Below are 20,640 nucleotides of genomic sequence, written 5' to 3'. Positions count from 1 at the left end.
CTGACCGCTGACCGCTGACCGCAAGTGGAACTATATCCGCGGCAAGTGCAAGCAGGTTCTCGCCATTGCGCAGGGCGCCCTATTCCGAGTTATTTCATCGGATTTGACAATGCTGAGTGTTTATGTCAACTTAACCTTCGCGAGCCGAGTCAGCCAGCATCCTGCCAACAACCATATCGGGAAAAAATCAGATGAACGCCATGACCTTCCCCTCGCGCCGCGCAACCGAAGAAACCACAGCACCGATACATGATGTCCATATGCTGACCCAGGGCGGAAATCTGGCGCGCATCTGTCTGGACGGCAAAGTCTATCAGCTGCGCATCACCCGCGCCGGGAAGCTGATCCTGACGAAGTAGGCATGCTGGCCTGAAACCACCCGCAGCGGGCCGGATCAGGCCCGCAATCCGACAACGCTGTCACTGTTTATGATATGCCCTCCTTGCAATACGAGCAGGATCTGCCCGGCATCCAGCCGCGCCTCCTCGACGCGCGCATATCCCAGAACGGGATTCACGCCCAGCGATGATCCGGCGCGGAAACTTTCCATGGTCATCTGGTAATGGCCGGGCGCAAGCCCCCCTTCCGACAGCGGTGGCATGTCGAAAGTGATCTCCGTCGCCCGTGGATCGACCTCAAAACGGGCCAGTTCCCGCCCGTGCACATCGCCAAGAATCAGTTCCGCCCGATCCGCCCCGACAATTTCCGGCGGCACAAGCCGCTGCGGCGTGGCATCAATGAACAGCGGCGCCGAGGACAGCGCCATACGCCCGACCCAGCTGCCAAGCTCCGACAGCCCCATCCGCATGGAAAGCCGCGACAGCAATTCATTGCTGCGCACCTGCTGCTCGACGCCGGAAAATGTGGCCAGTTGCACGGCAAAATCCGACGCTTCGATCGGCTCCAGCGGGTTCTGATTCTGCATCTGCACCGTCAGCATACGCAAGAAGGTCTGAAAATCGCTGGATATCGCAGAGGGGCCCGCCCGCCCCTGACCCGTCTGCGCGCCGCCCGTCTGCGTGACCTGCCCGATATCCTGTAACATCCTGCACCTTTTGCCGGGGCTGATCTGCACAGGCGACCAGCACTTGCCGCCGCAACCGCATGCAGGGGCGCGCGACATATCTGATCATAGGCGCGCAACCGTTACCAAAGTCTTGACCGGTCCGAACAATCCGATGCCCACAAAGGGAATGCGCGGCTGCCCTTGCAGAGCGCGCGCGATGCGCTGCCATATCGCCGCCCGCCGGGGCATCAGCGCCTGCAGGCGCGTCGGACGGGGGCAGCGTAGGCGCAACAGGAACACCATCGGCACGGGCGAGCATCAGCACGCTCAGGCGCGCGGGGAAGACGGCTCCTTGCCCTACCCCGCCTGCCCGTTGCCGCGCGCGCCAACGGCATCAACACGCGCGGGCGCGCGGGGGATGAAGGCCAGGGCCGGACAAGGAAAGGGCCACGGAGTCGCATCAACACGCGCGGGCGCGCGCGGGCGCGCGCGGGATGAAGCAGTGTGTCGGTGCGCGCCGCGACCGCCTCGATCGCATCAACACGCGCGCGGGGGATGAAGCCCGCCGCGTGTGGTATTCCTCCCCTTTCCAGAAGCATCAACACGCGCGGGGGGATAACGCGTCTCGCCCTGTGCCCTGCGCCGCGCGCGACGGCGGTATCAGCAAGCGCAGGCGTCGGGGCGAAGCTTGACACTGGCGGCCACATCCCGCGCGGCGGCGCATCAGCAAGGGCAGGCGCGCGGAGCGGGCGAAGCTCCCGCCCTGCGCAAACCTATGCTCCGCGACCCGCCCTAACTTAAGGCCGGGCGGCGAGGGCTATCGCCAGCCCGTCACCCCGGCATGGGCGGCCCGTATCGTCACAGGCGCAAATCCATTCCGCCCGATCCGACGCGGCTGGGCTCCAGCGCGACTCCAAGGATTTGCACCGGGCCCGGCGATTCTGGTTCGACCGGGAAAGCCCGGCGCTCCGGGGCGGGTTGCAGCGCACGATGCTGCTGATCGGAAAAACTCATCATGAGATCCGAAAACCCCATCTGTCTCAAATCCTGCATCAGATCTGCGGAGAAGCGGCGCATCAGATCAAGTGTTTCCGGGCGCTCGGCCATGATCTGGATGTGCAGCCCGGCCTCCGTCATCTGCAGCGTGATGCGCAGCTGCCCCAGTTCGACCGGATCCATCCGGATCTGGAACAGGCTCTGGCCAGCGGGCCGCATATGCTCGATCACGAGCGCGCGCAATTCGCCACCCAGCCGCCCGATCTGCACCCGACCCGGCAATTCCACCCAGAGCGGACGACTCGTCTCGTCCCGGCCGACCGCAATGATCTGCCTGTCCTCGCCCGGCGGCATTGTGTCCGCAGGGGGGCTTTCCGCCCCCCCCGGTGCCCCGGGCGGAGTCTTCAGACCAAGCGGCAATTCGGTCAGCGGCACCATGGCCGCCGTCATGGCGGGACCGGCCCGAATGGGCAGGTCCCCCGGCGCGGCAAGATCCGCCACCGGTCGATCAGGCGCCTCACCGGGCCGGGGCATGCCCGGATGTGCCAGAGCGGCCTGCCGCTCCATCCGCAACCCGGAGCCAGGGCCTTGCGCCTTCGCCGTGACGCCTGCGGATATCTCGTCCGGCGGCGGCAAGTCTGTCATGATCCGACGCGGCGCAACCCGCAACCTGTCGCGCAGAGCGTCTGGCGCCCCTATCCCATGTTGCGGCGGCACTACACCCATCGCCGGGGCAACTGCCCCGTGATCCGCAGCCTGGAGCGAAAGCACCGAGCCCTCGGAAAGCTCTGTCACATCCCCCCCCGCCGAAGCTTCGATCGGAAGCGCGACAGAGAGGCTCGCATCCTGCCCGCCCGCCGCACTGCCAGCCGCAGCGAGATCCTGCGCTTGTGACGGCCACCACAGATGAGGCAGCAGACGGCCCTGCGCGGCCATCGTCCCGCGTGCCAGAGGCGTATCCGGCGGGCCTATGCCCTCACCCGCCTGCGGAACGGCCCCGGTCGCTATCTCCTTCGACTGCGCGGCCATCTCCCCGATCCCGCCTGAACCATCACGCGGCTCCGGGGGATCGCTTTCCGCCCTCCGCACCATTTCCGGCGGGGAGTGTCCGGTGACGAGCACAGGCTTTTGCGACGCCGTCAGCGCGCCTTGAATCAGACTGTGGAAGCCCAGGTCAGGCAGCATGGCATCGGCTGGCTGCCCCCCGCCCCGCAGGGACACCGCGGATAGGGTCGATGTGCTGGTCCTGCAGATGTTCATGCCCGGTCTCTCATCCCGCTACAGGGCAAATATCGCAGCCACAGCTTACCAAATCTTTACCGGGATGCAGGATTCTCCACCTCTCAGGCTTTCAGAGGATGCCCCATGACGCTCCCGATCCCCGCATTGCGCCCCGACATCGCGATCACCACAGCCGCCTCGCGGCCGCAAACCGACAGGCTGAAACAGACCGCCACGGAATTCGAGGCCGCAATCCTGACCGAATTGCTGCAGGCCGCCGGCGCAGGACAGACCGCTTCGGCCTTCGGCGGCGGGGCGGGGGAAGAGCAGTTCGCCTCTTTTCTGCTGCGTGCACAGGCGGAACGAATCGCCGAACGGGGCGGGATCGGCCTTGCCGAACTGGCCCTGCGCGCGATGATGGGCAGGTCGGCGACGGACGGGCCCGCATGACCCGCTCCATTAGCGCCTCCCGCCTCCTCTCGCTTCTTGAGACTGAAGAAAATGCCATTCTTTCAGGTGATTACTCGGGGCTTGCGCAGATTTCCGAGGCCGGACTCACCTTCGCAGAGCAGCTGGAGACAGAGCAACCCGATGACGCGACGCTCCGGCAGATTGCGCAGCGCGCAGAGCGCAATATGCGCTTGCTGAGGGCCGCAACGGCGGGCATCGAAGACGCGCGCGCGATCCTGCGCAATCTTGAAAAGGCCCCGGTCACAGAGGTTTACGACAAGGCGGGCGCCCGGCACGCGATGGCTGCAGGCCCGACCGGTCTGGAGCGCAAGATCTGAAACGCATTTACCAACTTGGCAGAAAAAGCCGGTTCACCGCGCGAAACACCCGCAAGATTCAGGGTTTCTAAAGCAATTGCGCAGAGCCTGACACCAGTCGAGCAGAATGCGACCCGGACGTTGCTTGCAACGCTTTGCCTGCAGAATGCAACCCTATGCGCCGGGGCCCGGCGCGCATACCCCGTGCAAAATGCACATGCCGAAAGGACCTCTCATGTCAAGCATTCTGACAAACTCAAGCGCAATGATCGCATTGCAGACGCTGCGTGGAATCAACAAGCATCTGGCCCAGACCCAAAGCGAGATCTCGACCGGAAAGTCAATCGCGACAGCGCGTGACAATGCCGCAGTCTGGGCAATCTCGAAAACGATGGAATCCGACGTCAAGGGCTTCAAGGCGATCTCGGATACGCTGGCCCTGGGTTCGGCAACCGTCGGGGTCGCGCGCAATGCCGCTGAAACCGTGACGGACCTGCTCACCCAGATGAAAGGGCTGATCGTCAACGCACAGGAAGAGAATGTCGACCGCAACAAGATCCAGGCGGATATTGTCGCACTCCGCCAACAGGTGACCGCCGTCATTGGTGCGGCGCAGTTCAACGGTCTCAATCTTGTCGACGGCTCCAGCGGAGCCACCAGCATTCTTGCCTCGCTTGATCGCGCGGGCGGCGCGGTCACGGCGCGCAACATCACCATCGCCGCGCAGAACCTCTCGACCTCGGGATATACGCCTGCAAACGTCTACCACACCGCATCGACCGGGATTACAGCCGCGTCTGATGCGACGGCCTTTGTGCTGGCAGGCGGCGACAACGGCGTCCTGGCGATTGCGGGCGCAGCCTTGACCGCGGGGGCCACGCTTTCAGTGACGATCAATGGCAATACTGCCAGCTATACCGTCAGCGCCGCAGATATGGCCGCCACCGATACGGGTGCGGTTGTCGCGCTCGGGCTGCGTACGGCAATCGAAAGCTTGGGTTTCGCGGATCTTACGATCAACTATGCCACCGCGAACCCGACGCAGCTTGCCTTCGCCAATGGTGCGGCGGGTGAAACCCTGACCATTGCGGCAACCTATCAGAACGCTGACGCAGGCGGGCTTGGCATTCTCGACTCGATCAATGTCAGCACGGGCGTCGGCGCCGCCGCCGCCCTCGGCGTGATCGAGACCGCCATTGACAGGGCCATCGACAGCGCAGCCGTCTTCGGTTCCGCACAGATGCGCATCGACACTCAGGCAGAATTCGTCAAGAATCTGACCGATGCGCTGACATCGGGGATTGGCGCGCTTGTCGACGCGGATATGGAAGCCGCATCCGCAAGGCTGCAAGCACTTCAGGTCCAGCAGCAACTGGCCACCCAGTCCCTCTCGATCGCGAACCAGCAGCCGCAGAATATCCTGGCGCTCTTCCGCTGATAGGCGCGATGCGGGCCCGCCAGCGGGCCCGCAATCTTGCTGACCGATCACTTTCACTGAACGAAGGGACTCAGAATGAACGCCCATGCTCTGGCTGTCGCGACCTATGGCAATCCCCTGAACGCCCAGAAAACCGCGCGCACAGCCGAATATCAGGTCATCGCCCGGATCACATCCCGCCTGCAGCGCGCGCAGGCAGATCGCGCCAAGGGATTTGCGGCCCTCGCCGAAGCGCTCACCGAAAACCGCAGGCTCTGGACAGAATTTGCCATCGACCTGGCCTCTGCCGAAAATGCGCTGCCCGATGCGCTGAAGCTGCAACTCCTGCAACTCGCGGAATTCAGCCTCCGGCACACCGAAACCGTGCTGCGCTCGGATGCCAGCGCCGATGTGCTGATCGATATCAACCTCGCCATCATGCGGGGCCTGTCGGGAAAGGATGACGTGACATGAGCGGGCTGGTCATTCGTCTGGCGCCACATGAACGCGTGCTGCTGAACGGCGCGGTCATCGAGAATGGTGATCGCCGCACCTGCCTGTCGATCAAGACCCCGAATGCCAATGTGCTCCGGCTGCGCGATGCCATCCATCCGGAGCAGGCGAACACGCCCGTCCGGCGCACCTGCTATCTGGCGCAACTGGTGCTTTCGGGCGATTCCAGCGCCGCCGAGATCGAAAAGCCCTTGCTGCGCGCAATCGAACAGATCAGCCAGGTCTTTACAGATCCCGACAGCCGCAGGATCCTCGCCACCGCCTCGGACCAGATCCTTGCAGGCGATCACTATGCCGCGCTCAAGGCCCTGCGCCTGCTCCTGCCGCGCGAGGCCCGGCTGTTTGCGGCGCGAAGGCCATGAGCTTTCAACCTGTCATCCCGATTTCTGGTTTGGCCGGATGGGCGCTGCTCAATCGGACAAAGGCGCGGCAGGAAGCCAGTTTCAACGCAACACCCAGACTTGCGCGCGACGAGGCCCATCTGCGCGCAACCCTTCCGAAACTGCGCTCGGTGCAGGATCTGGTCGAGGATCGCCGCCTGCTGCGGGTGGCTCTCGGGGCTTTCGGGCTGCAGGATGATCTCGACAACCGCGCTTTCATCCGCAAGATCGTGGAAGATGGCACCACAGAGCGCGGCGCCCTCGCCAACCGGCTGGCCGACAAGCGCTATCTGGCCTTCGCGCGCGCATTCGAATACCTGACCCGGCCCTCCGCTACCCCGCCCGAAAGACAGGTCGATCAGATCCTCTCGCAATATCGCACACGCGAATTCGAGATCGCCATCGGCACTCAGGATCAGACGCTGCGACTGGCCATGTCGCTGCAGCGAGAATTGCCGCAACTTGCCGAAAACTACAGCAGCGACAGCGCGCGTTGGTTCGCCTTGCTGGGAAACCCGCCCCTGCGCGAGATTGTCCAGACCACTCTTGGATTGCCGGTGGAATTCGGCAAGCTTGACATCGACACGCAGGTGACGCGCATGCGCCGCGCGGCAGAAAAGCGCTTCGGCACCTCGGATATACAGCAGCTCAGCCAGCCCGACGCCCTGAGCGCTCTCACGCGCAGGTTTCTTGTGATGGCGGAACTGCGCGAAACCCAGATCAGCCTGAGCGGGGCCGCAACGGCGCTGGTGCTCCTGCAAGATGCGCGACGCTGAGCGCGGGTTGCGCATATTGCGATCCTCCGGGCGGGGTGCAGCGGCATTTGCCCCCGCCCGTCAGGCCCAAAACCCGGTCGCGGCGGCACGACTGTCCGCGCTTGCCCGCCATGCGGCGGAAAGTCCCGCCCTCGCCGCGCGGATAAACTGCCGCCAAAAACCTGTCGCGGGCAGCACCGTCCCCTGCGCCGCGTCGTCACCGGGCCGCGCGCAGGGCCAGTGGCAGAACTTCGGCAAAGACCTGCAGCTCTGCCTCCGGGCCGGTCGAGACCCGGATGCACCGGTCCATCGGCGCAACGAAAGGCATGCGCACAAAGACATCGCGCCCCATAAGCTCGCGCAACACGGCGCGGGCGAAATCCGCGTCTCTGCCGCAGTCCATCGCCACGAAATTCGTGGCCGAGGGCAGCGCATGCAACCCGTTCTCGGCGGCGATTGCGCTCAGCGCCCCGCGCGCCTGCGCGACACGGTGCTGCACCCCGCGCAACCAGTCCTGATCCTGCAGCGCCGCCAGCGCCGCCGCCTGCGTGACGCGCCCCAGTCCGAAATGATTGCGGATCCGGTCAAACATCGCGATCAGGGGCGGCGCGGCGATCGCATAGCCCACGCGCATTCCCGCCAGACCGTAGAGTTTCGAGAAGGTCCGCATGCGGATCACGCGCCTATCCTCGGGGTCCAGCGCCGGGGCCGTCCCCTCGGGGGCCGCATCGATATAGGCCTCGTCCAGCACCAGAAGCGTGCCCTCCGGTACCGAGTCGATCATGCGCTGCACGATCCGCGCCGAATGCCAGCTTCCCATCGGATTGTCGGGATTGCAGAAATAGAGCAGCTTCGCGCCGACCTCTTCGGCCCGCGCGAGCAGGGCTGCCGGATCCTCGTGATCATCGCGATAGGGGACTTTATGCAGCACCCCGCCAAAGCCCGCGACATGGTAGTTGAAGGTCGGATAGGCCCCGTCCGAGGTGACAACAGCATCCCCCGGCCCGACCAGAAGCCGCACCAGATTGCCCAGCAACCCGTCAATCCCCTCGCCCACCAGAATCGCCTCGGGCGGGATCGCGTGATGCGCCGCCAAAGCCGCCCGCAAGTCATGCGCCTCGCTGTCGCCATACATCCAGGCTTCGCGCCCTGCCGCCTCGATTGCCGCAATCGCATGCGGCGAGGGGCCGAAACCGCTTTCATTCGCCCCCAGCCGCGCCCGGAAGCTGCGACCAGAGGCACGCATATGCGCCTCTGGCCCGACGAAAGGGACTGTCGCGGGCAGATTGCTCACAAGCTCGGTATAGCGCGGCGCTGTCATGCCTATGGGCATAGGCGAGCAACGCGCGCAGGGCAAGCCCGGTCTGGCGCGCTTACCCCAATGCCGCGTTGCAGCGTTTGCAGGTGCCCGGATGTGCGTAGCGGCCCACATCGGGCGTGATCTTCCAACAGCGCTGGCATTTCTCGCCCTCGGCCCGTTCGAACACCACGCCCACGCCCTCGACCTCGGGCATGCGGAACGCCTCGGACGGGATCGGATCGGCGGTCAGAACCAGATCCGAGGTGATGCAGATATCGGCGAAATCAACCGTTTTCAGCCCCTCCATGATGGCAGCATCGCGCACATGGACCACCGGCGCGGCCTCCAGCGAAGCCCCGATCACCTTGTCGCGCCGCTGGATTTCCAGCGCCGCTGTCACCACCCGCCGCGCCGCCCGGATGCCCGCCCATTTCTGCGCCAGCGGCAGATCCAGCCAATCGGCGGGCGTGTCGGGGAAATCCTGCAGATGCACGGACCCGTCATCGCCGGGGAAGCGCGAAAGCCAGACATCCTCCATCGTGAAGACCAGCACCGGCGCAAGCCATGTGGTCAGCCGGTGGAACAGGATATCGAGAACCGTGCGCGCGGCACGGCGGCGCAGGCTGTCCGGGGCATCGCAATAGAGCGCATCCTTGCGGATATCGAAATAGAAGGCCGACAGATCCGAGGTGGCGAAAGTGAAGAGATCGCGGAACACGCCCTGAAAATCATAGGCCGCATAGCCCTTGCGCACCTGAGCATCCAGCTCCGCCAGACGATGCAGCACCCAACGTTCCAGTTCGGGCATCTCGGCGGGGGCCACGCGTTCCTGCTCGGAAAACCCGTCGAGATTGCCCAGAAGGAAGCGCATCGTGTTGCGCAAGCGGCGGTAACTGTCGGCCACCCCTTTCAGGATTTCCTTGCCGATGCGCAGATCCACCGTGTAGTCGGACTGCGCCACCCAGAGCCGCAGGATATCGGCGCCATATTCGCTGATCACCTCTTGCGGCGCGACCGTGTTGCCCAGAGATTTGGACATTTTCATGCCCTTCTCGTCCAGCGTGAACCCATGGGTCAGCACGCCGCGATAGGGCGCGCGCCCCTTGGTCGCGCAGGCTTGCAGCATCGAGGAATGGAACCAGCCGCGATGCTGGTCAGTCCCTTCCAGATAGAGATCGGCAATCCCGTCGGGGCTGCCATCCTCGCGGTCGCGCAGGACGAAAGCATGGGTCGAGCCGGAGTCGAACCAGACATCCAGAATGTCAAACACCTGATCATAGGCGTCAGGATCATGCAGGTTTCCAAGGATGCGTTCCTTGAATCCTTGCACATACCAGACATCGGCGCCTTCCGCCTCGAAAGCCGCCCTGATCCGCGCATTCACCGCCGGATCACGCAGCAGGAAGTCGGGATCAGTGGGTTTCGCGCCCTTTTTGACGAAACAGGTCAGCGGCACCCCCCAGGCGCGCTGCCGCGACAGCACCCAGTCGGGGCGTGCTTCGATCATCGAATAGAGCCGGTTGCGCCCGGTCTGCGGCGTCCATTGCACCAATTTGTCGATAGAGGTCAGCGCGCGGGCGCGGATCGTGTCGCCATGCTCGCCCATACCGTCATCCAGCGGCTTGTCGATGGCGGCGAACCATTGCGCGGTGTTGCGATAGATCACCGGCGCTTTCGAGCGCCAGCTATGCGGGTAGGAATGCTTGATCTTGCCCCGTGCCAGTAGCCCCCCGACCTCGGCCAGTTTGGCGATCACGGCTGCATTGGCATCCCCTTCCCAATCGCCCTTTTTGGCTTTCTCGCGCAGGATGCGCTTGCCGCCAAAGAACGGCAGATCGTCCCGGAAGCTGCCGTCATCCATCACATTATAGGTGATGACCTGTTGCAGCATGCCCAGATCGCGATAAAGCTCGTATTCCTCCATCCCATGCGAGGGCGCGCAATGCACAAAGCCGGTGCCTTCGTCATCGGTCACGAAATCGGCGGCCCGGAAATCGCGCGGCTCGTCCCATTCGCCCTGCCCCCCTTCGGCCCCGGCAAGCGGGTGGGCAAGTGATTTGATAAACGCAGGGTTCACATCCGATACCCTGCGATACATTGAACCGTCCAACCGCGCTTTGGTCATGACTTGCTCTGCAAGCTTATCGGCGAGGATGAACCGCTCGCCAACGCTCGCCCAGCACTCATCGGGAGTCCCCGTGACCTCGTACAGACCATACGAGAAAGCGGCACCATACACGACGGCTTTGTTGGAGGGGATGGTCCAAGGCGTTGTTGTCCAGATCACCACTTTAGCGCCGCGAAGCAATTCAAGTTGCTCTCGCCCTTCTGCCAGTTGCTCAGGCAGCATCGGGCGTGACGCGCCGCTATTGGCGTCAACATTCTCCCAGCTAGACTCCTCGAAAAGCTCGTTGACCTCAAACTTCACCCAAATGGTGAAGCTCTCCTTGTCATGATACTCCACCTCCGCCTCGGCCAGCGCGGTCTTTTCCACCGGCGACCACATCACAGGCTTGGAGCCTTGATACAAAGACCCGTTCATCACCAGCTTCATGAACTCATCCGCGATCACCGCCTCGGCGTGGTAATCCATGGTGAGGTAAGGCTTCTCCCATTTGCCGGTCACGCCCAGACGCTTGAATTCCTCGCGCTGCACATCGATCCAGCCTTCGGCGAAGCGGCGGCATTCCTGACGGAAATCGACGATATCGACCGCATCCTTGTCCAGCCCCTTGGCGCGGTATTGCTCCTCGATCTTCCACTCGATCGGCAGACCGTGGCAATCCCAGCCCGGCACATAGCGCGCATCGCGCCCCAGCATCTGCTGGCTGCGGGTGATGAAATCCTTCAGCACCTTGTTCAGCGCATGGCCGATATGCAGATTGCCATTCGCATAGGGCGGGCCGTCATGCAGGATGAAGGGTTTGCGCCCCTCGGCATTTGCGCGCAGCCGGTCATAGATGCCCAGCCGCTCCCAGCGCGCCAGCCATTCGGGCTCTCGGGCAGGCAGGCCCGCACGCATCGGAAATTCGGTCTGAGGCAGGAAAACAGTGTCTTTATAGTCAGGTGTCTCGGTCATGGTGCGATCACTTCTGGAATTTCGGGGCAATTGGCCAGCGCCAAGGCTATCCCGGCACTCCGGGCGCATCAGAGTGCCGGGTCGCTAATTCGCGGGATAATGATGCAGAACCTGAACATGCCTGCCTTATAGGAGCGAAGAAAAAGCGCGTCCAGAGGGGGCTTGAGATCACCCGCCCCAACCCTTACCCCTATGGCAGGAGGATCCGCCATGCTGATGCCATTTCATTTCGCCTATCACGTCCGCGATCTCGACGAGGCGCGCGCCTTCTATGGCGGCGTGCTGGGCTGCCACGAGGGGCGCAGCACCGACACTTGGGTGGATTTCGATTTCTTCGGCCATCAGATCAGCCTGCATCTGGGCACCCCCTTCGCCAATGCCCCAACCGGCAAGGTGGGCGATCACATGGTGCCGATGCCGCATTTCGGGCTGGTGCTGGATCTGCCGCGCTTTCAGGCGCTGGCAGAGCGGTTGCAGGCGGCGGGGGTCGATTTCGTGCTGCCCCCGAACCTGCGTTTCAAGGGACAACCGGGCGAGCAATGGACCATGTTCTTCCGCGACCCCTCGGGCAATCCGATAGAGATCAAGGGCTTTGCCGATCAGTCGCAGATCTTCGCGCCCTGAGTCTCTTCCGCGATCCAACCGGCCACGCCCGGCCCCATCGCCTGCACCGGCAGGGCCACGATGGCGGGTAACGTATAGGGATGATGCGCGCGGATCACCGCGCAGGCCGCATCGAAATTCCGCACAGGCGTTTTCATCCTGAGCAGGGTCTCGGTTTCGGAATCGATCTGGCCCTGCCAGCAGAACAGGCTCTCGACCTTGGGCAGAAGATTGGCGCAGGCGACCAGCCGGGCCTTGAGGCAGGCCGTCGCAATCGCGCGGGCGCTCTCCTTGTCGGGACAGGTGACTTCGACTTCAAAGCACTCCATGCGCGGCTCCTTCCGGTCTGATCGGGTCAGGATGCCCGCAAAGCGGCACCCCGCACCATGACCTGCGTCAAACCGTTCCGGGTCTCAGCAATTCGGCACATTCACCGCCAGCCCGCCCAGCGCGGTTTCCTTGTATTTCTCGGACATGTCGGCGCCGGTCTGGCGCATCGCCTCGATGCAATTATCCAGCGGCATGAAATGGGTGCCATCCCCGCGCAGGGCAAGGGACGCGGCCGAAACCGCCTTGATCGCCCCCAGCCCGTTGCGCTCGATGCACGGCACCTGCACCAGCCCTTTCACCGGGTCGCAGGTCATGCCAAGGTGATGTTCCAGCGCGATTTCAGCGGCATTTTCCACCTGTTCGGGCGTGCCGCCCAGCACCGCCGCCAGCCCCGCCGCCGCCATGGCCGCGGCAGAGCCGACTTCCGCCTGACAGCCGCATTCCGCGCCAGAGATCGAGGCATTATGCTTGACCAGCCCGCCGATTGCCGCCGCTGTCAGCAGGAACTCGCCCACCCGCGCCTCGGAAGCGCCCGGCACATGATCCAGCCAGTAGCGGATCGTCGCAGGCACCACCCCCGCCGCGCCATTGGTGGGCGCCGTCACCACCTGCCCGCCAGCCGCGTTTTCCTCGTTCACCGCCATGGCATAGGTGCTGATCCAGTCATTGATCACATGCGGCGCGGTCAGATTCAGCCCCGCCTCGCGCTCCAGCGCCTCGCGGATCGCCTGCGCCCGGCGCCTGACCTTCAGCCCGCCGGGCAGCACCCCGTCGGTGCCAAGCCCCCGGTCGATACAGTCGCGCATCACCTGCCACAGCCGCTGCAACCCCTGTTCCAGCGTCCCCGGCCCCATCCGCGCCAGTTCATTGGCGCGTTTCATCTGCGCAATGCTCTTGCCGCTCGTGCGCGCCATCTCCAGCATCTGCGCCGCCGACTCGAACGGAAAGGGAATCGCAGGGCCGGTCTGGGCGGGTTCGCGGCCCAGCTCATCCTCGGTCACGACAAAACCGCCGCCGATGGAATAATAGGTTTCCTGCGCGATCACATCGCCCTGATGGTCCAGCCCCATCAGCCGCATGCCATTGGCATGGCCGGGCAGCGCCGGGCCATAATCGAAGATCAGGTCGGTTTTCGGCGCAAAGCTCAGATCGCCCAGCCCCGCGACCGCCACCTTGCCGTCAGTCTCGATCTGCCCGAGCATCGCCTCGGCGCGCTCGGCATCATAGGCATCGGGCGTGAACCCGGCCAGACCAAGGATCACCGCCCGGTCGGTGGCATGCCCCACCCCGGTAAAGGCCAGCGAGCCATGCAGCGAAGCCCGCAACCCCGACACAGCGAAAGGCAGCCCGCGCAGATGGTCCAGAAACCGCGCCGCCGCCACCATCGGCCCCATCGTATGGGACGAGGACGGCCCGATCCCCACCTTGAATATCTCGAAAACCGACAGAAACATGCGCGGCCCCTTTCCTGTTCGCTGCGCCTAATCTAGGTCGGCCCGGCGCAAACACCATCCGTCTTGCGACATGCTGTCACGCAAACAAGACCTGCCGCCCCTTGGCAGGCGCGGATTTCTGCGGCACTGTGGACCCATGCGCATCGCTCTTGGCCTTCCCCTTGTCGCCGCTCTTGCTGGCTGTTCCCCCTGGACCAGCCCGCAGGCCGGGCGCGCGCTCTATGAGCAGAATTGCGCGACCTGCCACGGCGCCGATGCGCGCGGCGGCGCGCAGGTGCCGGATCTCACGCAGATCACGGCGCGCGCGGGCGGCACCTATCCACAGATGCGTATTCTCGACAAGCTCGACGGCTATGCGCAGGGCCAGACCGCCTATGCCGGGGCCGAAATGCCGAATTTCGGCGATCTGCTGACCGGGCGGCTGTCACGGGTGCAGACCCCTTCGGGCCTGTCCCGCCCCCTGCCGGAAAAGATCGTCGCGCTGGACGCTTACCTGCAGACGATCCAGCGCTGAGACCGGTTTCTTCTGATTTTCGCCTTTCGTCCAAGACCAGACTCCGCCTATAACACGCCCGAGCCAGACAAAGGGCCTCGCGATGACCAGTGACCTGACCCCCATCGACCGCGCCAAATATGCCAGCGCCCATTGTGCTGCCGATTTCGTGCAGGACGGGATGCGCGTGGGGCTGGGCACCGGTTCGACCGCCGCATGGCTGGTGCGCCGTCTGGGCGCGCGGGTCCGGCAAGAGGGGTTGCGCATCATCGCCGTGCCCACCTCATCGCGCACCGCGCAGCTTGCCCGCGAAGTGGGCATCAATGTGGTCTCGCTCGACGAGGCGCGCTGGCTCGATCTGACCATCGACGGGGCCGACGAATTCGACGCGGAACTGACGCTGATCAAGGGCGGCGGCGGCGCGCTTTTGCACGAAAAGATCGTGGCCACCGCCTCGGATCAGATGATCGTGATCACCGATGCCGCCAAGGAAGTGAAGACGCTGGGCGCCTTCCCGCTGCCGGTCGAAGTTGTCCCCTTCGGCTGGCCCGCCACCAAGGCGCTGGTCGAGGAAGTGCTGGCCTCTATGGATGTGATGGGCCGCCAGTCCAGCCTGCGCATGAACGGCACCCAGCCCTATGTGACAGATGAGGGCAATTACATCCTTGATCTGGCGCTCGGGCGGATCGGCAATGCGCGGCAACTTTCGCTGGTGCTCAATCAGGTGCCCGGCGTGGTCGAGAACGGGCTGTTTGTCGATATCGCCGATCAGGTGGTGATCGGTCACGCCGATGGCACGGTTGAACTGCGGGATCTGACCACGGGCACACCGGAATCGTCTGTGAGACAGGTCGATCTGGAAGACGCCCGCAATATTTTCTCGGACCTCTGAGGGCAGGCATGGCATTTGACTTCGATCTCTTCGTGATTGGTGGCGGCTCGGGCGGTGTGCGTGCGGCCCGGATCGCGGCCAGCCAATATGGCGCGCGCGTCGCTCTGGCCGAGGAATCACGCATGGGCGGCACCTGTGTCATTCGCGGCTGCGTGCCCAAGAAACTGATGGTCTTTGCATCCAGCTTCCCCGCTGCCGTGGCCGAGGCGCAGGAATATGGCTGGGACGCGCAGATCGGCGCATTTGACTGGCCCGCTTTCCGCGCGCGGCTGGATCAGGAACTCACCCGGCTGGAAGGGGCCTATCGTGGTGGCTTGGAACGCGCAGGCGTCACCATCCATGATTGCCGCGCCAGCGTGGCCGGGCCGCATGAGGTGCGGCTTGCCGATGGCCGGATCGTCAGCGCCAAGCATATCCTGATCGCCACCGGCGGCTGGCCGGTCGTGCCCGAGAAATGGCAGGGCCATGGTGCGATGACCTCGAACGAGGTCTTTGAGATGGAGCAATTGCCCGGCTCGATCCTGATCGTGGGCGGCGGCTATATCGCAACGGAATTCGCCTGCATCTTCAACGGGCTGGGTGTGAAAACCACGCAATTCTATCGCGGCGCACAGATCCTGCGCGGCTTTGACGATGAAGCGCGCGGCCATATCGCCGATCAGATGTGCGAAAATGGCGTGGATCTGCATCTGGGCACCGATGTTCTGGACATCACCCGCGACGACAGTGGCTACCACGTCACCTCGACGACAGGCCGGAATGGCCGCTATGATGCGATCCTCTTCGCGACCGGGCGCAGGCCCAATAGCGCAGGGCTGGGGCTGGAGGCGCTGGGACTGACCCTGAAACCCAATGGCGCGATCCCGGTCGATGACTACAGCCAGACCGCGATCCCCTCGATCTTTGCCGTGGGTGATGTGACCGACCGCGCGAACCTGACCCCGGTCGCGATCCGCGAGGGTCATGCCTTTGCCGATACGATCTTCGGGGGCAAAGCCACGACATTCGACCACAGCCTGATCCCGACCGCCGTTTTCACCCAGCCCGAATTCGGCACTGTGGGGCAAAGCGAGGAAGAGGCGCGCGCGGCAGGTCCGGTGCATGTCTATGCAACTGCCTTCCGCCCGATGCGCACGGCCTTTATCGGGCATCCGGAACGGGTGCTGATGAAACTGATCGTCTGCGCGCGATCCAACAAGGTGCTGGGGTGTCATATCGTCGCGGATCAGGCGGGCGAAATGATCCAGCTTGCGGCGGTCGCGATTGCGATGGGGGCCACCAAGGCGGATTTCGACCGCACTCTGGCGGTACACCCCACCATGGCCGAGGAACTGGTCACAATGCGGACAGCGACGCGCAGCCATGACGGATAAGGGTTGATTTCGACGGGCCTTGGCCCGATTTTGTGAGCAAATGACGAAAACAAGGATGGAGACAGGATGTCTGGCAATAATGGCGGACCCTGGGGCGGCGGCGGCGGCGGTAATCGCGGCGGTGGCAACCGGGGCAGTGGTGGGGGGAATCGCGGGGACGGACAACCCCAGATCCCTGAAATCGACGAGATCGTCAAAAAGGGCCAGGAACAACTCCGCGTCCTGATGGGCGGTGGCGGCGGCGGTCGGAATGGCCGTGGCACCGGTGGACCGGGCTTTTCCAAGCGCGGTGTCCTGCTGGGTCTGGTGGCGCTGGTGGTGCTCTGGGCCTTCGCCTCTTTCTACACGGTGCGCCCCGAGGAACGCTCGGTCGAACTGCTGTTCGGCCAGTATTACAAGACCGGCAATCCCGGCCTGAACTTCGCGCCCTGGCCCGTCGTGTCGCATGAGGTGGTGCAGACCACCACCGAGCGCGTCACCGAAGTCGGCACCGGCCGCTCTGCACTGGACACCGGCCTGATGCTGACCCGCGACGAAGCCGTGGTCGATATCGAGTTTCAGGTGGTCTGGAACGTGACCGATCCGGCACGCCTGCTGTTCAATCTGGCCGATCCGCGCGAAACCGTGCGCGCCGCGTCCGAATCCGCGATGCGCGACATTATCGCCCGGACCGAACTGTCCCCGATCCTCAACCGCGACCGCGGCGCGATTGCGGCGGACCTGCGGCAGGCGGTGCAGGAACTGCTCGACAGCTACGAATCGGGCATCAACGTGATCCGGGTCAATTTCGACAAGGCCGACCCGCCCGAAGGCGTGATCAACGCCTTCCGCGACGTGCAGACCGCGCGTCAGGAACGTGACCGTCTGGAGCGCGAAGCCGATGCCTATGCAAACCGCGTGCTGGCTCAGGCCCGTGGTCAGGCCGCCCAGATTCAGGAAGAAGCCGAAGCCTATCGCGCCGAAGTGATCAACAACGCGCAGGGTGAGGCCGCGCGCTTCGTCTCGGTCTATTCCGAATATGTGAATGCCCCCGAAGTCACCCGCAAACGGATGTATCTGGAAACCATGGAACGGGTGCTTGGCGACATGAACCTGACCATTCTGGATAATGTGACCGCCACAGGCGAGAATGGCGGCAGCGGTGTGCTGCCCTATCTGCCGCTTGATCAACTGCAACGCCAGCGGGGGGCAAACTGATGAAAAAAGCAGGATTTGTTCTGCCGGTTCTCGTGGTGGCCCTCGTCACCGCCTTTTCGGCCCTCTTCATCGTCGATGAGCGCGAGAATGTTCTGGTGCTGCAATTCGGTCAGGTGAAACAGGAAATCACCGAACCGGGTCTCGGCTTCAAGATTCCCTTCATTCAGGAAGTGGTGCGCTATGACGCGCGGATTCTCGGTCTGCAGACCCAGCCGCTCGAAGTCACGCCGCTCGATGACCGTCGTCTGGTCGTTGACGCTTTCCTGCGCTGGCGTCTGGCCGATGTGCGCCGCTTCCGCGAAGCCGTGGGCGTCGACGGGGTGCGCGCAGCACAGGGCCGGATGGACCGCATCATGAATGCCGCCATCCGCGAAGTGCTGGGTGCAGTGCCCTCATCCGCGGTGCTCTCCGAGGACCGGACCGCGCTGATGAACCGCATCCGCGAACTGGCCCGGCGCGAGGCACTGACACTGGGGATCGAGGTGATCGACGTGCGGCTGACCCGCACCGACCTGCCGCGCGAGAACCTGGAAGCGACCTTTGCCCGGATGCGCGCCGAACGCGAACGCGAAGCCGCCGATGAGCGTGCTCGCGGGAACGAGGCCGCGCAGCGCGTGCGTGCTCTGGCCGACCGGACCGTGATCGAACTGGTCTCAGCCGCGCGCCGCGAAGCCGAGATCATCCGCGGTGAAGCGGATGCCGAGCGCAACCGGGTCTATGCCGAAGCCTTCAACCTTGACCCGGAATTCTTCGCCTTCACCCGCTCGATGCAAAGCTACGAGCGTGCGCTGCGCGGGGAAAACGCCACGATGGTGCTGCGCCCGGATAGCGAGTTCTTCGCCTTCCTGCGCTCGGACGGGATCGGCGATGAGGTGCTGGCCTCGGTCCGCGATGCCGCCCGGCGTCTGGCCGAAGACCCCGAATTGCTGCAACAGCGCGCCCCCGAGCCGGATTCGGCAGAACCCGATGCGGTGCGCGAGCTGGAAGCGATCATCGGCAACTAGGTGAGCGCGCAAACCATCATCCTGGCCCTCGGGCTGGTGCTGATTTTCGAGGGGCTGGTCTTTGCACTGGCCCCTCGGCGTCTGGACGATATCCTGCGGACGCTGGCAGAGATGCCCTTTGACGCCCGCCGCCTGATCGGCGTTCTGGCACTTGTCGCGGGCGCGGTGCTGATCACGCTCGCGCGCATGCTGGGCAGTTCCTGAACCCTGCCCCCCGCGATGACAGCGTTTCACGTCTGGTTGAGACTGTGTTTCACAAATTGCGTTTGACCAAGGCACGCATAGATTGGGCACATAAGGGCTGTGCCCGCCCGGCGGGCCACCATGAACAGGAGAGAACAGAAATGTCTTATGCCATTTCCATGCGGCGCCCCTGCCCCGAGATGACGCAGTTCCTGCGGATGATCGGCCTGGCGCTCGCCTTTGCCTTTGCGCTGGTGAGCATGGCGCAGGCGCAATCCGCGCGCCCCGAAAGCTTCGCTGATCTGGCCGAACGTGTCAGCCCCGCGGTGGTGAATATCACCACCAGCACGACCGTCGCCTCTCGGCTGGACGAGGGGCCGCGCCTGCCCGAGGGCTCGCCCTTCGAGGATTTCTTCCGCGATTTCTTTGACGGCCCGCAAGGCCAGCCGCCCAATCGCCCGCGCCGCAATCAGGCGCTGGGTTCGGGTTTCGTGATCTCGGATGACGGTTTCATCGTGACCAATAACCACGTCATCGACGGCGCCGATGAAATCCGCATCGAATTCTATTCCGGGCTGGAATTGCAGGCCGAACTGATTGGCACCGACCCCGCAACCGATATCGCGCTGCTGAAAGTCACCCATGACGCGCCGCTGCCGCATGTGCCCTGGGGCGATTCCGAGGCTTCGCGCGTCGGTGACTGGGTGCTCGCGGTCGGCAACCCGCTCGGGCAGGGCTTCTCGGTCAGCGCCGGGATCATCTCGGCCCGTGGCCGCGCCCTGCAGGGCAATTTCGACGATTATATCCAGACCGACGCCGCCATCAATCGCGGCAATTCCGGCGGCCCGCTCTTCAACATGGATGGCGAGGTGATCGGCGTGAACACCGCGATCCTGTCGCCCACCGGTGGCTCGATCGGCATCGGCTTTGCCATGTCCTCACATGTGGCCACCAATGTCGTGGACCAGCTTCTGACCTATGGCTCCACCCGGCGCGGCTGGCTGGGCGTGCGCATCCAGGATGTGACCGAGGAAATGGCCGAAGCCATCGGGCTTGAGCGCGCCGAAGGCGCGATGGTCACGGATGTCATGGAAGGCCCTTCGCGCGATGCGGGCATGCAGGCGGGCGATGTGATCCTGCGCTTTGACGGTGGTGCGGTGCGCAACACGCGCATGCTGGTGCGCCGCGTGGCCGATGCCGGTGTGGGGGTTGATGTCGATGTCATCGTGTTCCGTGGCGGCGAAGAGATCACGCTGAGCGTGGTGCTCGGGCAGCGCGAACTGGCCGAAGCCGCAGGATCGCTGGCCCCGCCTCAAAGCGAAGAAACCCCGCCAGAGCCCTCATCCTTCCTTGGCATGGAATTGCAGCCGCTGAGCGATGCGCTGCGCGCGGAAATGAACCTCTCACCCGGCATGAACGGCCTTGTGGTGCGCCAGGTCGAGGCAGATAGCGACGCCGCCCGCAAGGGGATCGAAGTCGGCGACCTGATCACCGAGGCCAATCAGCAACCGGTCGCAACCGTCGCCGATATCGAAGCCCGCGCCGAGGAAGCCCGCGAAGCCGGTCGGCGCTCGCTCCTGATCCTGCTGCGCCGGGGCGGGGATCCGCGTTTCGTGGCCCTTGGCCTCTGATCCGCGCCCCTTCCGCATTGAACAAAAGCGCGCGCCCCATCCGGGC

Annotated in this window: 21 protein-coding genes; 15 read left to right on the top strand and 6 right to left on the bottom strand. The window is 64.2% G+C overall.

Going from position 1 to position 20,640, the window contains the following annotated elements; translation table 11 throughout:
- Positions 1-191: 191 nt before the first annotated feature.
- Positions 192-359 carry a hemin uptake protein HemP gene (hemP, locus tag BG457_RS13820; RefSeq protein WP_071797733.1) on the top strand — a complete coding sequence of 56 codons (168 nt, stop codon included), beginning with the start codon at positions 192-194 and terminating at the stop codon, positions 357-359.
- 35 nt (positions 360-394) lie between these two features.
- On the opposite strand, the gene BG457_RS13815 is transcribed toward hemP, so the two are convergent.
- Both BG457_RS13815 and fliK read right to left on the bottom strand, forming a co-directional pair.
- A complete protein-coding gene (locus tag BG457_RS13815) occupies positions 395-1,045 on the bottom strand; it encodes a flagellar hook capping FlgD N-terminal domain-containing protein (RefSeq protein ID WP_175546802.1) in 651 nt (216 codons plus the stop codon).
- Positions 1,046-1,864: 819 nt separating this feature from the next.
- Positions 1,865-3,031, bottom strand: a complete 1,167-nt coding sequence (fliK, locus tag BG457_RS13805) for a flagellar hook-length control protein FliK (protein ID WP_175546801.1) — start codon at positions 3,029-3,031, stop codon at positions 1,865-1,867.
- Between the two features lie 336 nt (positions 3,032-3,367).
- Here fliK and BG457_RS13800 point away from each other — a divergent pair, with 336 nt between their 5' ends.
- The 6 genes from BG457_RS13800 to BG457_RS13775 all read left to right on the top strand — a co-directional run bounded on the left by BG457_RS13800 (position 3,368) and on the right by BG457_RS13775 (position 7,076).
- A complete protein-coding gene (locus BG457_RS13800; RefSeq protein WP_071797730.1) occupies positions 3,368-3,673 on the top strand; it encodes a rod-binding protein in 306 nt (101 codons plus the stop codon).
- The gene (locus BG457_RS13795; RefSeq protein WP_071797729.1) at positions 3,670-4,011 is read left to right on the top strand and encodes a hypothetical protein; all 342 of its coding nucleotides are present in this window, start codon (positions 3,670-3,672) and stop codon (positions 4,009-4,011) included. The genes BG457_RS13800 and BG457_RS13795 overlap by 4 nt, the downstream gene beginning before the upstream one ends.
- A 214-nt stretch (positions 4,012-4,225) precedes the next feature.
- Positions 4,226-5,428 carry a flagellin N-terminal helical domain-containing protein gene (locus BG457_RS13790; protein WP_071797728.1) on the top strand — a complete coding sequence of 401 codons (1,203 nt, stop codon included), beginning with the start codon at positions 4,226-4,228 and terminating at the stop codon, positions 5,426-5,428.
- A gap of 75 nt (positions 5,429-5,503) precedes the next feature.
- Positions 5,504-5,881, top strand: a complete 378-nt coding sequence (gene flaF, locus BG457_RS13785; RefSeq protein WP_071797727.1) for a flagellar biosynthesis regulator FlaF — start codon at positions 5,504-5,506, stop codon at positions 5,879-5,881.
- Complete coding sequence (gene flbT, locus BG457_RS13780) at positions 5,878-6,282, top strand: flagellar biosynthesis repressor FlbT (protein ID WP_071797726.1); 405 nt, start codon at positions 5,878-5,880, stop codon at positions 6,280-6,282. The genes flaF and flbT overlap by 4 nt, the downstream gene beginning before the upstream one ends.
- A complete protein-coding gene (locus BG457_RS13775; RefSeq protein ID WP_071797725.1) occupies positions 6,279-7,076 on the top strand; it encodes a DUF1217 domain-containing protein in 798 nt (265 codons plus the stop codon). Before flbT ends, BG457_RS13775 begins: the two co-directional genes overlap by 4 nt.
- Before the next feature lie 196 nt (positions 7,077-7,272).
- On the opposite strand, the gene BG457_RS13770 is transcribed toward BG457_RS13775, so the two are convergent.
- A complete protein-coding gene (locus BG457_RS13770) occupies positions 7,273-8,376 on the bottom strand; it encodes a pyridoxal phosphate-dependent aminotransferase (protein WP_071797724.1) in 1,104 nt (367 codons plus the stop codon).
- A 52-nt stretch (positions 8,377-8,428) separates the two neighbouring features.
- Entirely contained in the window at positions 8,429-11,434 is a 3,006-nt protein-coding gene (gene ileS, locus BG457_RS13765; protein WP_071797723.1) for an isoleucine--tRNA ligase, read from the bottom strand.
- 210 nt (positions 11,435-11,644) lie between these two features.
- Here ileS and BG457_RS13760 point away from each other — a divergent pair, with 210 nt between their 5' ends.
- A complete protein-coding gene (locus BG457_RS13760; RefSeq protein WP_071797722.1) occupies positions 11,645-12,058 on the top strand; it encodes a VOC family protein in 414 nt (137 codons plus the stop codon).
- Here BG457_RS13760 and cutA read toward each other — a convergent pair.
- Positions 12,034-12,366 (bottom strand): divalent-cation tolerance protein CutA, encoded by a 333-nt coding sequence (gene cutA, locus BG457_RS13755; protein ID WP_071797721.1) that lies wholly within the window; start codon positions 12,364-12,366, stop codon positions 12,034-12,036. The two genes, BG457_RS13760 and cutA, sit on opposite strands and share 25 nt — an antisense overlap.
- Before the next feature lie 84 nt (positions 12,367-12,450).
- A complete protein-coding gene (locus BG457_RS13750; protein ID WP_071797720.1) occupies positions 12,451-13,821 on the bottom strand; it encodes an L-serine ammonia-lyase in 1,371 nt (456 codons plus the stop codon).
- 136 nt (positions 13,822-13,957) lie between these two features.
- Between BG457_RS13750 and BG457_RS13745 the strand changes: the two genes are divergently transcribed.
- The 7 genes from BG457_RS13745 (at position 13,958) to BG457_RS13715 (ending at position 20,594) form a co-directional block, all read left to right on the top strand.
- Positions 13,958-14,335 carry a c-type cytochrome gene (locus BG457_RS13745; protein ID WP_071797719.1) on the top strand — a complete coding sequence of 126 codons (378 nt, stop codon included), beginning with the start codon at positions 13,958-13,960 and terminating at the stop codon, positions 14,333-14,335.
- 82 nt (positions 14,336-14,417) lie between these two features.
- Positions 14,418-15,206, top strand: coding sequence for a ribose-5-phosphate isomerase RpiA (rpiA, locus tag BG457_RS13740; RefSeq protein WP_071797718.1), 789 nt, complete (start codon positions 14,418-14,420; stop codon positions 15,204-15,206).
- An 8-nt stretch (positions 15,207-15,214) separates the two neighbouring features.
- Entirely contained in the window at positions 15,215-16,579 is a 1,365-nt protein-coding gene (gorA, locus tag BG457_RS13735) for a glutathione-disulfide reductase (protein WP_071797717.1), read from the top strand.
- 66 nt (positions 16,580-16,645) lie between these two features.
- Positions 16,646-17,776, top strand: coding sequence for an FtsH protease activity modulator HflK (gene hflK, locus BG457_RS13730; protein WP_071797716.1), 1,131 nt, complete (start codon positions 16,646-16,648; stop codon positions 17,774-17,776).
- A complete protein-coding gene (gene hflC, locus BG457_RS13725; protein WP_084657639.1) occupies positions 17,776-18,780 on the top strand; it encodes a protease modulator HflC in 1,005 nt (334 codons plus the stop codon). The genes hflK and hflC overlap by 1 nt, the downstream gene beginning before the upstream one ends.
- Positions 18,781-18,984, top strand: coding sequence for a DUF2065 domain-containing protein (locus tag BG457_RS13720; RefSeq protein ID WP_175546800.1), 204 nt, complete (start codon positions 18,781-18,783; stop codon positions 18,982-18,984).
- A gap of 140 nt (positions 18,985-19,124) precedes the next feature.
- The gene (locus BG457_RS13715) at positions 19,125-20,594 is read left to right on the top strand and encodes a Do family serine endopeptidase (RefSeq protein WP_071797715.1); all 1,470 of its coding nucleotides are present in this window, start codon (positions 19,125-19,127) and stop codon (positions 20,592-20,594) included.
- Positions 20,595-20,640 lie beyond the last annotated feature (46 nt).

Source organism: Natronohydrobacter thiooxidans (genome assembly GCF_001884735.1).
Classification (GTDB): domain Bacteria; phylum Pseudomonadota; class Alphaproteobacteria; order Rhodobacterales; family Rhodobacteraceae; genus Roseinatronobacter; species Roseinatronobacter thiooxidans_A.
This window is presented reverse-complemented; position numbering and strand designations above follow the sequence as displayed.

Bases quoted from the DNA above. Each gene is read 5' to 3' on its own strand.
- rpiA (WP_071797718.1), top strand. From the start codon at position 14,418: ATGACCAGTGACCTGACCCCCATCGACCGCGCCAAATATGCCAGCGCC.
- BG457_RS13775 (WP_071797725.1), top strand. From the start codon at position 6,279: ATGAGCTTTCAACCTGTCATCCCGATTTCTGGTTTGGCCGGATGGGCG.
- fliK (WP_175546801.1), bottom strand. From the start codon at position 3,031: ATGGCCGCGCAGTCGAAGGAGATAGCGACCGGGGCCGTTCCGCAGGCG.
- hflK (WP_071797716.1), top strand. From the start codon at position 16,646: ATGTCTGGCAATAATGGCGGACCCTGGGGCGGCGGCGGCGGCGGTAAT.
- hemP (WP_071797733.1), top strand. From the start codon at position 192: ATGAACGCCATGACCTTCCCCTCGCGCCGCGCAACCGAAGAAACCACA.
- BG457_RS13800 (WP_071797730.1), top strand. From the start codon at position 3,368: ATGACGCTCCCGATCCCCGCATTGCGCCCCGACATCGCGATCACCACA.
- BG457_RS13715 (WP_071797715.1), top strand. From the start codon at position 19,125: ATGTCTTATGCCATTTCCATGCGGCGCCCCTGCCCCGAGATGACGCAG.
- BG457_RS13790 (WP_071797728.1), top strand. From the start codon at position 4,226: ATGTCAAGCATTCTGACAAACTCAAGCGCAATGATCGCATTGCAGACG.
- flbT (WP_071797726.1), top strand. From the start codon at position 5,878: ATGAGCGGGCTGGTCATTCGTCTGGCGCCACATGAACGCGTGCTGCTG.
- hflC (WP_084657639.1), top strand. From the start codon at position 17,776: ATGAAAAAAGCAGGATTTGTTCTGCCGGTTCTCGTGGTGGCCCTCGTC.
- BG457_RS13770 (WP_071797724.1), bottom strand. From the start codon at position 8,376: ATGACAGCGCCGCGCTATACCGAGCTTGTGAGCAATCTGCCCGCGACA.
- BG457_RS13760 (WP_071797722.1), top strand. From the start codon at position 11,645: ATGCTGATGCCATTTCATTTCGCCTATCACGTCCGCGATCTCGACGAG.
- gorA (WP_071797717.1), top strand. From the start codon at position 15,215: ATGGCATTTGACTTCGATCTCTTCGTGATTGGTGGCGGCTCGGGCGGT.
- cutA (WP_071797721.1), bottom strand. From the start codon at position 12,366: ATGGAGTGCTTTGAAGTCGAAGTCACCTGTCCCGACAAGGAGAGCGCC.
- BG457_RS13795 (WP_071797729.1), top strand. From the start codon at position 3,670: ATGACCCGCTCCATTAGCGCCTCCCGCCTCCTCTCGCTTCTTGAGACT.
- flaF (WP_071797727.1), top strand. From the start codon at position 5,504: ATGAACGCCCATGCTCTGGCTGTCGCGACCTATGGCAATCCCCTGAAC.
- BG457_RS13750 (WP_071797720.1), bottom strand. From the start codon at position 13,821: ATGTTTCTGTCGGTTTTCGAGATATTCAAGGTGGGGATCGGGCCGTCC.
- BG457_RS13745 (WP_071797719.1), top strand. From the start codon at position 13,958: ATGCGCATCGCTCTTGGCCTTCCCCTTGTCGCCGCTCTTGCTGGCTGT.
- ileS (WP_071797723.1), bottom strand. From the start codon at position 11,434: ATGACCGAGACACCTGACTATAAAGACACTGTTTTCCTGCCTCAGACC.
- BG457_RS13815 (WP_175546802.1), bottom strand. From the start codon at position 1,045: ATGTTACAGGATATCGGGCAGGTCACGCAGACGGGCGGCGCGCAGACG.